Consider the following 12,202-nt stretch of genomic DNA (forward strand, 5'->3'; position numbering starts at 1 on the left):
CGCGTCCCCTCATCCCACTTGTGACAGCAGCACCCCGCCAAGTGCCGCCGTCAGCAGCACCCAGATCAGCCCCATGTGAAACCGCAGGAGCAACAGGCCACACAGGGCCGCAAGGACCGGCACACGCCAGTCGAGGCTGGCAAGGTCCGGGATCCAGAGTGTCACGACACCCCACTTTGTCGCCGTGACCTCTTCGAAGAAGACATGCAGCGCGAACCAGACCGACAGGTTGAGCACGACGCCGACCACCGCCGCTACGATGGCCGAAAGTGCCGACTTGAGCCTCGGCTGCGCCGAGATCCATTCGATGTAAGGCGCCCCGGCAAAGATCCAGAGGAAACAGGGAGCAAAGGTCGCCCAGAGCGCAACCAGCCCCCCTGCGAGGCCAAGAAGAAGCCCACCTTCGTGAAAGGCCGCCAGAAAGCCGACGAACTGGGTCACCAGAATGAGCGGCCCCGGTGTTGTTTCCGCCAGACCCAGCCCGTCCATCATTTCACCGGCGCTCAGCCAGCCGTGAATGGCGACGACGTCCTGGGCCATATAGGCAAGCACCGCATAGGCGCCGCCAAAGGTGACGACAGCGAGCTTTGAAAAGAACCAGCCGATATCCGCCAGCAAGGGCACGCTGCCGGCCAGATCCAGCAGCGCCAGCGGCGCGATCCAGATGAAGGCCCAGAGAAACACCGTGCGGAGTGTTTTCGCAATCGGTCTGCCAATCGCAACACCAGGCTCACCGTGGCTTTCAGTCTGCGCCACGCTGAACGCAGCACCGTAAAGCCCGGCGGCCAGAACAATCAGCGGGAACGGCAGGGCCAGGAAGAAAATTCCGACAAAGGCCAGAGCTGCAATGACCCATTGCCGCCTGATGGTGAGTGCCCGTTTGGAGAGGCGCAGCAGCGCCTCCAGAACCACGATCAGGACGGCTGCCTTGATGCCCAGAAACAGCTGACTGACCAGCGGCACATTGCCGAAGGTTCCGTAAACCGCGGCAAGTGCGAAAATTGCGAGTGCGCCGGGAACGACAAACAGAAGGCCCGCCAGCAAGCCACCGGCAACGCCGCGCAGTTTCCAGCCACAGTACGTCGCCAGTTGCATGGCTTCCGGACCCGGCAGCAACATGCAGAACCCGAGAGCGTTGACGTAGCTTTTTTCCGAAAGCCAGCCGGTCTCATCAACCAGCTTGCGGTGCATCAGCGCGATCTGTGCGGCCGGACCACCAAAAGACAGTAGACCAATGCTGCCAAAGACGGACATCAGCCGCCGCCAGGATGCTTCCTGGTCGAAAGCTGTTCCATCCTTGCCCGGAGCGCCTTCACCAGGTGCATGATGTGCGGTCAACGTGTCAGCCCTTTTCGTCGCAGACAGCCTGTCGTGACCTTCCTCTAGCGCATTCGGGATGGAAGGGTAACTGCAATCCTTACCCGAATGCCGTCAGACCTGAACCGGTGCAACTCAGTAGCAGGCGGCAGCGACCAGAGCCTGTATGAAGTGCTATCCCTTGACCGGATAGCGGTCAGGCTCCTCGAAGACATCGATCACCTTGGTTCCGGCCTTGATGATCGCACTGTGCTCCGCCCCGCTGGGAATATCGTAGATAGCCCCTGGACCCATCGTCCTTGTTTCACCAGCGATGGTGAATTCGATCTCGCCGCTCAGGACAGTGCCCCATTGCGCCAGATGCGAATGCGGCGGAAGGACCATGTCCTTCACGAAATCGAAAAAAACGACCAATCCGGCGTCCGAGCGCACTGCGTAGGATCTGACAACGTCCTCGGGAAAGGGAACATCGAGAGCTGGAAACTTTCGGATGAAATCTGGAAGCTGCATGGACCTCTTGCCTCAAACGGATGGTGTTGAGGCAAGTCTGGACCAGGTCGGCCTATCCGTTCAAGACATCCTTCACAGTCGTCGCAAGCTGCTTCAGCGTGAAAGGCTTGGGTAGGAAGAAGAACTGTTCGCCCGGTGGCAGGTTTTCCTCGAAGGCGTCCTCGGCATAACCGGACACGAAGATGATCTTGAGGTCCGGCCGGGTCTTGCGCAGCTCGACCAGAAGCGTCGGCCCGTCCATTTCCGGCATGACCACATCGGAGACCACGAGGTCGATCTTGCCGTCGGTCTCTTCCATGACCTCCAGCGCCTCGTTGCCCGAACCCGCCTCGTAGACGGTGTAGCCGCGCGACGCGAGGGCACGGGCGCCAAAGGCACGCACGGCCTCCTCGTCTTCCACCAGAAGGATCGATGCGGAACCGGTCAGATCCTTGACCTTTTCCGGTTCGACTTCCTTCGGCTCCGGCTTTTTCTTCTCCACGACCTTCGGAATGTGGCGTGGCAGGAACAGACGGAACGTCGTGCCGACATCGACTTCGGACGTACAGAAAATGAAACCGCCGGTCTGTTTGACGATGCCGTAAACCGTCGACAGGCCAAGGCCCGTTCCCTTGCCGACTTCCTTGGTGGAGAAGAACGGATCGAAGATCTTCTCCATCACGTCGGGCGGAATGCCATGGCCTGTGTCGTCCACCTCGACAAGGGTGTATTCGCCCGGTGGCATGCCGCGGATGTTGTCGAACTGTGTGCTTTCGGCTTCGTTGACGTTGCGCGTGCGGATGGTCAGACGGCCACCGTCGGACATTGCATCGCCCGCGTTTACCGCCAGGTTGACGATCACCTGTTCCAGCTGGTTCAGGTCGGCCATCACCGGCCACAGGTCCCGGCCGTGGATCACCTTCAGTTCCACCTTCTCGCCCAGCAGGCGGTCGAGCAGGATGGAGAGATCAGCCAGAACGTCGTTCAGCTCGAGTTGCTGCGGACGCAGCGTCTGACGACGCGAGAAGGCCAGAAGCTGCCGCACGAGGCCGGCAGCACGGTTGGCGTTCTGCTTGATGTTCATGATGTCCTGGAAGGACGGATCGGTCGGTCTGTGGCTTGCCAGAAGCAGATCCGAGAAGCCGATGATCGCAGTCAGGACGTTGTTGAAGTCATGCGCGACACCCCCGGCCAGCTGGCCGATGGCCTGCATCTTCTGGCTCTGGGCGAACTGTGCTTCCAGGGCTCGCTGCTGGGTGGTTTCAAGCGCGTAGACGATGGCGGCTTCGCCGTCACCCTCACCTTCCTGCACTGCGGAAACGTAGAAGGTTGCGGAACGCGGGTCATTGCCCTCGACCAGGGGAATGTCTATCGGCGCAATCTCGCCGATCCCGTTGGCAGCAGCCTGGAGAGATTTCGCCAGTTCCTGCCGTCCGCTCTCGGCCACATAAGCCTCCAGCTTGGGAGATTCGTCATCCGTGTCGACCGCACCGAACAGCTTCAGGAACGGCGCGTTGGTTCTCAGGACCCGGCCTTCCTTGTCGAGCGAGGCAATGGCGATCGGCGTGTTGTTGAAGAAACGGGCAAAGCGGACTTCCGCCGCCCGAAGCGCCTCGGAGGCTTCCTCACCGCGAGACCTGTTGAGAACCAGTGTGCGGCTGTCACCCGGCTGGCCGTTTTCACCGAAAGGCACACGGTGGAGCAGTCGCACCGGCAGGCCGCGTCCGTTGCGGGTGACGAAGTCGAGATCAAAGGTTTCGCTCTTGACCTCGCCCGCCTGACCCTTGATCGAGCGGATCAGCTCGGTGCCGTCGCCGCGCACGATGCTCGAAAGATCGAGGTCACCCGCGTCGAACTGGGCAAGATCGTAGCCAAGCCAGTCGGCCAGGGTGGCGTTGAGATAGACGATGCGGCCTTCCGCATCACAGGAAAAGAAACCGGCCGGCGCGTGATCCAGGAAATTGATGACGCGCTGCAGTTCCTGAAACGAGTTTTCCTGTTCGGCCCGGTCGCGGGTGATATCGGCCAGCTGCCAGACCGCCATGGGCTTGCCGCCACCGCGTTCCTTGGACACCTGCAACGGGCGGATCGACACCCGATACCAGCGCGCAGCGCCGTCGGCCCTGCCGAGCGGGAACGGCATGCGGATCTCTTCTTGCGCCCTGCGGCTGTCGCGCATGGCCTGGGACAGGCGGAAAATGGCGTCGGCGGCATCCGGATCGGAGGAAAACACACGCTCGACCACACGGATGTCGGCAGCGGTTTCAGCGCCGGTCAGATCCGCATAGGCCTTGTTGGCATAGACAAGCCGGCCGTCCAGATCGGTAATGAGCGCTCCGTCTTCAAGGGTATCGACAAAAGCGGAGGCAAGCGGATTAGCTTCGCCTGGGCGGGCCGACAGACGCAGAAAGCCTATGGCTCCGGCAAACAGGCAGAAAACGCCGACGACGGCCAGGATACCGAGCAGTGCAAGAATAAACGGCTGCGCCACTTCGCGGTCCATGACCGCAAAGGCAGCAGCAGCGCCGACGAGCAGCAGTGCGAGGCCTATGAGAAGGCCTATATTACCGGAACGTTCCGGGCGGCTGATCATCGGCCCGCTCGGCGTCCCGTCCATGTCACTCATCAATCCTGTCTCCCGGGCCCGATTCGGTTCTTGAAGGGGCCGTACATAAGCATTCTGTGCTTAATAGCCGATTTCAACTGATATGCGACCAAGTCCTGTTGAAATTCACCTGTTTGCCGCGGACTTTTTCAGTCCGCTATCCTTGAGAGCAACTTAGTTGGCACGCCAGGATGCGCGCTTGCGCATGCGGAAGACGAAGCCGATGACTTCGGCAACGGCCTTGTAGTGTTCTTCCGGAACTTCCTGGTCGATCTCGACTGTCGCATAAAGCGCGCGGGCCAGAGGCGGATTTTCGACGACAGGAATATCGCTTTCCTTGGCGAGCTCACGAATTTTGAGCGCGACCGCATCGGTACCTTTCGCAAGGCAGAGCGGTGCTCCCATGCCTTCTTCATACTTCAACGCCACAGCATAGTGCGTCGGGTTGGTCACGACCACTGTGGCCTGCGGCACCGCCGCCATCATGCGCTTGCGCGACCGCTCCATGCGCAGCTGGCGGATCTTGCCCTTGACCTGCGGATCACCTTCGGTCTGTTTGTATTCTTCCTTGACCTCGCGCAGGGACATCTTCTGCTTGTTGAACCATTTGTTGCGCTGGTAGATGAAGTCGGCCGCGGCAACCACCGTCATCACAGCCAGCACGGCAGCCAGAAGCTGCAGGATCAGGATTCGTGCCTCCTCCAGGATGATGTTCGTATCGGCGAACACCATAACTTCCGCTTCGTCGCGGTGCGGCCACATCACCGCCACCATGATGGCGCCGACAACGGCAATCTTCACCATCCCCTTGGCAAAGTTTACGAGACTGTCGGCGGAAAACAGCCGCTTGAAACCGGAGGCCGGTGAAACCTTCGAGAATTTCGGCTTGATCGTTTCCGCGGTCAGCAGTGGCTGGTGCTGCACGAGATTGCCCGCCACAGCCATGATCACCAGCGCCAGCAACGGAATGCCGACGATAAGAGCCACCGACTGCCCCGTGTCCCGCCACAGGGCTTTCAGTGCGTAGCCGTCCACCGCAATCTGGTGGGCATGCTCCATGTAGCCCTTCATCAACTCGCCCAGCGACACGGCGGTGCTGGGCGCGAAAATGGCAATCATCAGCGTCGCACCGGCCAGTGTGAACCAGGTGCTGACTTCCTGAGATTTCGGTACGTCCCCCTTGTCATGCGCCTCTTTCAGGCGCTTGTGCGTGGGGTCCTCTGTTTTTTCCGAGTCGTCGGTATCGTCAGCCATAGCGCAGCGCTACCCCACGATGAACTTGCCGAGCGATTCCTGAAAATGATCCAGATAGAACATCATCAGGGTTGCGATCAGCACCATGAGCAGGAACAGCCCGATCGCGATATTCACGGGCATGGCGATAAAGAAGATCTGCATCTGCGGCATCAGCTTGTTGAGCAGGCCAAGGCCGAAATAGAAAACCAGACCGACAACCAGAAAAGGCGCGCTCATGCGCACCGCGATGGAAAACACATGCGCAACGGTTTCCGTCGCGTTCTGTGAAAAGTCCCCGACCGGCGGAGCAAGGCCAGGCGGAAAAATCGTGAAACTGTCGTGGAGCGCCGCGATCACCAGGAAGTGGCTGTCGCTGACGAAGACCAGCGTAATACCGAGAATGGACAGGAAGTTGCCGAACAGCGCCCCCTGCTGGCCCTGGTTGGCGAAATCCGTTCCAAGCGCGAAGGCAAGGCCGGACTGGTTGGCCATGATCATGCCGGCGATCTGCAAGACGGACGTGATCATCTTGGCGCACAGGCCGATGCCGAAGCCGATGGCCAGCTCTCCGAACAGGAGTGCAATCATGCGATAGGTATTGGATGTCAGGTCGGCAGGGTAATACTGCGAACCGACGGGGTAGAGAACAATCGTCAACGCCAGGGCAATGGTCAGCCGAAACCGTGTCGGGATCGTGCTTTCGCCCAGAGCCGGCAGCAACATGACCATCGTGCCCATACGTGCGAACATCAGCATGAAGATGGCTGCGATATTCGGCAGATAATCGAGCTGGATGGTCATGAAGGTCCACGCCCTAACCGGTGGTCAGGATCATTTCGGCAACCCTGCCCATGAAGGCCTCCAGAACCTGGCTCATGAAGGGCAGCGCAATCAGGATCGTCACGAAGATCGCGAGGATCTTGGGAACGAAAACCAGCGTCATTTCCTGGATTTGCGTCAGAGCCTGGAACAAGGCGATGACGACACCCACCAACAGACCGATGACCATGACCGGTCCGGCCACCAGGATCATGGTCCAAACGCCTTCACGGGCGAGATCGAGAACTTCACCAGCGGTCATCAAAGGCCCCCTTGCCGCATCGGATCAGATCGGCATCCGCATGATTTCCTCATAGGCGGAAATCACTCGATCGCGAACGGCGACCATCGTTTCCAGAGCAACTTCCGTTTCGGCGATCGCGGTGACAACGTCGACCACGTCAGCCTTGCCCTCGACAAGACCGACAGCCTTGTCATCTGCGACACGGCCCTTGTCGACGACACCGCCGACAGCCTCTTCCACCAGCTTGGTAAAATCGAGACCGGCAGCTTCGGGAGCGCCCGCCTTGTCCTCGATCGCACGCGCCTGCTGCTGCAGCTTGGCGGCCATCTGGTAGGCATTATTTGCGATCGACGGAGTAGACATGACTAAGGCTCCCTTCCCGGATTAGGACTGCCGCTCAGGCGCGCAGGATATCGATGGTCCGCTGCAGCATCCGCCGCGTGGAATCGATGACGTTCAGATTGGCTTCATAGGATCGCTGCGCTTCGCGCATGTCCGTCGTTTCGATCAGCGTGTTGACGTTGGGCTGCAGCACGTAACCGTTGGCATCGGCCGCCGGGTGCCCGGGCATGTGCACCGAACGGAAGTCCGTGTTGTCTTCCGCGATCTTGCCCAGCTCGACCATATCAGCGCCCATTTCCCTGTCGAAATGGCTCTTGAAGGTCGGGATCTTGCGCCGGTACGGCAGTTCTTCAGGCGTCTTGGCAGTGGAGTTCGCATTCGCGATGTTCTCCGCGATGATGCGCATGCGCCCGTTCTGAGCTCTCAACCCGCTTGCCGAGATGAACAGGGATTTGATCAGGTCCATGTTATCGGTCCTCTAGCTTGTGCTGCCTTGCCTCATACACTCTTGGAAAGCGCGGTCCGGATCAGACCGAGCCCCTTGGTGTAAAGCGTTGTCGCAGCCTGGTAATCCATCTGGTTCTCGGTGATGTGCATCATCTGCTCTTCCAGATTGACGCTGTTGCCGCTCGGCGTGACTTCGAAGGTGTCGTCTTCCTCGATCTTGGCCGAACCGGTATTTCCCAGCTTCCCGGGAATGTGCCCGGCCACCGTCGTCGTTGTCGCCAGGTTCAGTGACTGCCGCCCGATGTGATCCTTGAAGGTATATTCCTTCACGTCCCGCGCCATGTATCCGGGCGTATCCGCGTTGGCGATGTTCTGCGCCAGCACGCTCTGTCTCGTCTGGTGCCACTGCATCTTGGATTTCAATGCCTGGAAAAGCGGCAGATCCGTTATGGCCATTCCGATTCACCATTCGTTAACCAACCCGGCAATGATTGCCGCTCAAATGGTTAATGAAAAGTTAACAGCCATTTACCTCTTCCGGCCCAAACCCTTCAAAAACCAGTGGAGGAGGCAACTTTCCTTTGCATTTCGCAAAAAGAGAGGCGCCGCCAACAGGCAAAATTTGCCTGCCTCTGTTAACTTTAAGTCCTAGAGAGATTCGAAGCAGATCAGCAAGCGGCTGAACCGGTACCGACGGGGCAAAACATTCCCGCCGCTACGGGGAAAAACAAAAAAGCCGAGAGGTTTGCGAGACAGGAGCCTGCACAGGCTCAACCGCCGGAATTACTGGGGATAAAGGCAAACCTCCCCAATTGAGGCAAAAAACCGGAGTAACCGGCACACGCGATCAAACCGCAAGCGGGGCGGCACGAGGGTAAGATGTATAACTGGATTGAGACCACATTCAACGTGAGCGGGGGCATCACGCAGGCTATTGCAGTCATCCTGGCTTTGGCCGTCGTGCTGCTGCTGTTCGGACTGTTTATTTTCATTCTGAAGCGCCTGATGGGGGCAAGTGCTCCACAAAGCCGCAACCGGCAGCCCCGGATTGCCATCATGGACAGCGCTTCTGTCGACGCTCGCCGCCGGCTGCTGCTCATTCGCCGGGACAATATCGAGCATCTCATACTGGTCGGTGGCCCGAGCGACGTTGTGGTGGAACAGAATATCGTTCGCAACACCCCGCTGGCCCAGGCCCGGCCTGGACAACCGTCTCCCTCGAACCTGCCGATGCCGGTCAAGGCCGCGGTCGCCCCCGGACCGGAGATCCCGGCCCGGCCCGACGACTTCCTTGAAGAACAGGAAGTTGCAGCACCCGCAGTCCAGGCACGTACGCCAGTTCCGTCTGCCGCGCCGTTAGCGCAGCCGTCTTCACCGGCACCACAACAGGCCGCCCCGGCACCGCAACCTGCCGCTCCGGCGGCCCAGCCATCCGCACCGGCCGCGCCTTCGTATCAGGCACCAGCTGCCCCGGCTGCCACGCCGGCAGCCCCCAGTGTGAGTTCGGCTGCACCGCAACGCAATTATTCGGAACCCGCTCCCTCCCGACTTACCGCCACGCGTGCGGCCGAGAGTGCTCCGGCAACTGTACAAGCCCCGACGCCCCCGGCCCAACAGGCAACGCCACCCAAGACCACCCCTGACAAGCCGGAAAGCGGTGGAGGACTGGGCCGCGCGAGCGATCTGCTACGTGCCGCCACTCAGAACGGATTCAACCGGGCCGCTTCGAAACCAGCCGCTCCCGCGCCTGCTTCGCCGGAAGTTTCGCCTCCGCGTAGCACCGACGAAGGCAAGGTCGACATTGCTGCTGCCCTGGAAGCTGAGATACAGGCGAGTGAACCTGCAACAGCATCCGTAAAAGCGCCGGAAGTGCGCCCTGCCGTTCCGGCTCCCTCTGCCCCGCAGGAAAGCAAGACGGCTTCCACATTGAAGTCCCTGGCACGCCCCTTCACGGCACGTGACCGGCCTTCCTATGGCGGAACGATCTCCCCGCCCGCTTCCGGACCGGCGGCACGTGCCAAAACCGCTCTCTTGAAGCCGGTTGAGCAGGTTCTGCCGGAGCACAAGGTGGAGCCGGTGCTCGCTGCCGCAACCTTGACCGCAGCATCCACACCTCAACAGGCCCCGGCGCAGGAAGTACCGGCGGAAGAAAGCATGCCGAAACCGGACCAGCCCGCCGACCTCGGCCAGGCGATGGCGGACACGGCGGACGAAAGCGTCCAGATGGCCGATGCACAACACTCTTCAAGCGATGTTTCAGAGCCCGAAGCGACGGAAGCAATCGAACCTGCCGACGTCACGGCGGATGATGAAGCCCGGACAGCGGCTTCCTTGGAAGAAGAAGGCTCCACAGCCGAAACGCAGTCGGTCGCAGAAGCCGCTCCTTCCAGGGAGCTCTCGCTGGATATCGGCGATCTCCTGGAAGACGTGCCGGAAGCGTCCACCCCGGCTCAGGACAAACCCGAAGCGTCTTCCGCTGCGGAAATGCCAACTGACGAGGCATCTGCCGACGAGGCTGAAGAGACGCAGGAAGAAACCACAAGCGCTACCGCGACGGTCGCGCCGTCTGCCGCGGCATCGGTAGCAGCTCCTGCCCCTGCAACCGGCGGTCCCGTGACGAGCTCTGCGCCACCGGTCAAGGCGCCTGTCAGGCCTTCCGCCGGTTTGGGCGACAGAAATCCCATCGAGGAAGAAATGGCGAAGATCCTGGACGAACTGGGTGGACAGTCAAACGGATGATGCGCTTGCAATCGCTCCTGCGGCCTGGCGGTCTGATCCGCCTGATGCTTTTGCTGACCGCACTGCTCGCGGTTCTGGCCGGACCGGCTGCGGCGCAGGAAATCTCGGTCGGTTTTGGCGATGACACCACCTTGACGGAACGCGCCGTCCAGATGGTTGTCCTTCTGACCATCCTGTCGCTGGCGCCTTCCATTCTCGTCATGGTGACAAGCTTCACCCGTATTGTGGTGGTACTGTCGCTCTTGCGGTCTGCTATTGGCCTGCAGACGGCCCCGCCCAACATGGTGATGGTCAGCCTTGCACTGTTCCTGTCGGCCTTCATCATGATGCCTACCTTGCAGGCTTCCTATGATGCAGGCGTTCAACCGCTCATCGACGGGGACATAGAATTCGAGCAGGCCTACGAGCGCGCCTCCGATCCGTTCCGGACGTTCATGCTGTCCCAGGTCCGTGAAAAGGACCTCGCCCTGTTCGAGGAACTCTCCGGCAGAGAAGAAGCACCGGAAGGCCCGGAAGACCTTTCCATGGCCACGCTCATTCCCGCTTTCATGATCTCCGAACTGCGACGTGCTTTCGAGATCGGCTTCCTGCTCTACCTGCCGTTTCTCATCATCGATCTCGTGATCGCATCCGTCTTGATGTCCATGGGTATGATGATGCTGCCGCCGGTGGTAATCTCTCTTCCGTTCAAGCTGATCTTCTTCGTGCTTGTCGATGGCTGGAACCTGGTGGCCGGCTCCCTGGTCAAGAGCTTCGGTGGCGGCTGAAGCACCCGGCCAAGTCGTTAAAAGTAGAAGAAAATTAAGATAGGACTGTAATAGTTACAGCCGTGCGGGCCCGAATTGTGCCCCTTCGTTAATAGCGGCAGGACAGTGTTAAGAGAACAATTAGAACAGCTCGCCCGGATCAAAGAACCAGAGGCGAGATCAAAACTCATCCGCACGCTCGTCGGCGAATATGCGCGGTCGGAAGACCACGAGCCGACGGAGATGGAGCGGGAACTGTTTTCGCGAATTGTTCTCTCGGTTTTTGACCAGCTGGACCGCGCTGCACGCTACGAACTTGTCGTACGCCTTGCAAAAACCGACCGCATCATCCCCGACCTTGCGGACCGGCTCGCCCAGGAAGATTACGAACTGTCGGAACCGGTGATCGAATGCTCGCCGATGATCAGCCAGAACGGTCTCATGCAGATCGCCAAAAACGGCGGCAACGACAAGCGCAAGTCAACGGCAAAGAGACCTGATCTTTCCGAAGAGATGACCGACACGATGATTGCGCGGGCCAGTCGGGATGTGGTCCACGAGCTCCTCCATAATATGGCAGCGCCCTTTTCCGTCCGAGGCACACTCGCCCTGCTGATCTTTGCAAACACGGAAGCAGACGTGCTCGCCGGCATTGCAAGGCGTGCACTGGAAGACGAAGAATTTCTCCAAACCCAGATGGACATTCTGGAGACCAACTGTCCGCTGATCCCGCCTCCCCTCAAGAAGGCACTGGAAACCGGCGAACTGCAGCGCCTTGCGAAGACCATCGAAGAGCGACACGACGGCAGCATCGACCTCGATGGCATCACCTATTCGCGCCACGAAGCCAGCATCCAGATTGCCAACGGCGAGTTGTCCTTCGATGCAATTCTGCGAACTCTGTTCGAAGAAGGCCGCCTTGATGCGGCCATCTGGCTGATCAGCCGCAAGATCAACCTCGCCGACGAGGTTGTTTCCGACACGCTGAAATCCGATGCGGATGGTGCGATCATGCGCCTGATGCTGCAGACCGGCATCCATGAAAAGACCTATCGCGACTTCCTGAAAGCACGCTGCGAGTGGCTGGACCGAAGCACTCGGTCCATTCCCGAACTCGTCATGCGCTACAAGTCCGAACTCAAGAAACCGCATCAGAACCCTGGTCAGCCGCCGTCACAGTCGCTTCTGAAGGCAGTCACCTGACACGAGTGCATGGTC

The 12,202-nt window shown here is 59.9% G+C and carries 12 protein-coding genes; 3 read left to right on the forward strand and 9 right to left on the reverse strand.

Features of this window, described 5'->3' with window-relative positions; all coding sequences use genetic code 11:
- Positions 1-9: 9 nt before the first annotated feature.
- The 9 genes from chrA to flgB all read right to left on the reverse strand — a co-directional run bounded on the left by chrA (position 10) and on the right by flgB (position 7,955).
- Positions 10-1,254 carry a chromate efflux transporter gene (gene chrA, locus Q666_RS50370; protein WP_035908803.1) on the reverse strand — a complete coding sequence of 415 codons (1,245 nt, stop codon included), beginning with the start codon at positions 1,252-1,254 and terminating at the stop codon, positions 10-12.
- Between the two features lie 237 nt (positions 1,255-1,491).
- Positions 1,492-1,827 (reverse strand): cupin domain-containing protein, encoded by a 336-nt coding sequence (locus Q666_RS50375; RefSeq protein WP_023000729.1) that lies wholly within the window; start codon positions 1,825-1,827, stop codon positions 1,492-1,494.
- Between the two features lie 52 nt (positions 1,828-1,879).
- Positions 1,880-4,432: a cell cycle histidine kinase CckA gene (gene cckA, locus Q666_RS50380; RefSeq protein WP_023000728.1), complete on the reverse strand. Its 2,553-nt coding sequence runs from the start codon at positions 4,430-4,432 to the stop codon at positions 1,880-1,882.
- Positions 4,433-4,585: 153 nt separating this feature from the next.
- Positions 4,586-5,665 (reverse strand): flagellar biosynthesis protein FlhB, encoded by a 1,080-nt coding sequence (flhB, locus tag Q666_RS50385; RefSeq protein ID WP_023000727.1) that lies wholly within the window; start codon positions 5,663-5,665, stop codon positions 4,586-4,588.
- A gap of 9 nt (positions 5,666-5,674) precedes the next feature.
- Positions 5,675-6,448 (reverse strand): flagellar biosynthetic protein FliR, encoded by a 774-nt coding sequence (gene fliR, locus Q666_RS50390; protein ID WP_023000726.1) that lies wholly within the window; start codon positions 6,446-6,448, stop codon positions 5,675-5,677.
- 13 nt (positions 6,449-6,461) lie between these two features.
- Complete coding sequence (gene fliQ / locus Q666_RS50395) at positions 6,462-6,728, reverse strand: flagellar biosynthesis protein FliQ (protein WP_023000725.1); 267 nt, start codon at positions 6,726-6,728, stop codon at positions 6,462-6,464.
- Positions 6,729-6,752: 24 nt separating this feature from the next.
- Positions 6,753-7,073 (reverse strand): flagellar hook-basal body complex protein FliE, encoded by a 321-nt coding sequence (locus Q666_RS50400; RefSeq protein WP_031269190.1) that lies wholly within the window; start codon positions 7,071-7,073, stop codon positions 6,753-6,755.
- A 34-nt stretch (positions 7,074-7,107) separates the two neighbouring features.
- A complete protein-coding gene (gene flgC, locus Q666_RS50405) occupies positions 7,108-7,518 on the reverse strand; it encodes a flagellar basal body rod protein FlgC (protein WP_023000723.1) in 411 nt (136 codons plus the stop codon).
- A 32-nt stretch (positions 7,519-7,550) separates the two neighbouring features.
- Positions 7,551-7,955 carry a flagellar basal body rod protein FlgB gene (flgB, locus tag Q666_RS50410; protein ID WP_023000722.1) on the reverse strand — a complete coding sequence of 135 codons (405 nt, stop codon included), beginning with the start codon at positions 7,953-7,955 and terminating at the stop codon, positions 7,551-7,553.
- Positions 7,956-8,378: 423 nt separating this feature from the next.
- Between flgB and Q666_RS64930 the strand changes: the two genes are divergently transcribed.
- The 3 genes from Q666_RS64930 to Q666_RS50425 all read left to right on the forward strand — a co-directional run bounded on the left by Q666_RS64930 (position 8,379) and on the right by Q666_RS50425 (position 12,187).
- Positions 8,379-10,238: a flagellar biosynthetic protein FliO gene (locus tag Q666_RS64930; protein ID WP_023000720.1), complete on the forward strand. Its 1,860-nt coding sequence runs from the start codon at positions 8,379-8,381 to the stop codon at positions 10,236-10,238.
- A gap of 44 nt (positions 10,239-10,282) precedes the next feature.
- A complete protein-coding gene (fliP, locus tag Q666_RS50420; protein WP_031269188.1) occupies positions 10,283-11,005 on the forward strand; it encodes a flagellar type III secretion system pore protein FliP in 723 nt (240 codons plus the stop codon).
- A gap of 105 nt (positions 11,006-11,110) precedes the next feature.
- The gene (locus tag Q666_RS50425; protein ID WP_031269187.1) at positions 11,111-12,187 is read left to right on the forward strand and encodes a DUF2336 domain-containing protein; all 1,077 of its coding nucleotides are present in this window, start codon (positions 11,111-11,113) and stop codon (positions 12,185-12,187) included.
- Positions 12,188-12,202: the final 15 nt, after the last annotated feature.

The sequence above is a fragment of the Labrenzia sp. C1B70 genome (genome assembly GCF_000475395.1).
Classification (GTDB): Bacteria; Pseudomonadota; Alphaproteobacteria; order Rhizobiales; family Stappiaceae; genus Roseibium; species Roseibium algicola.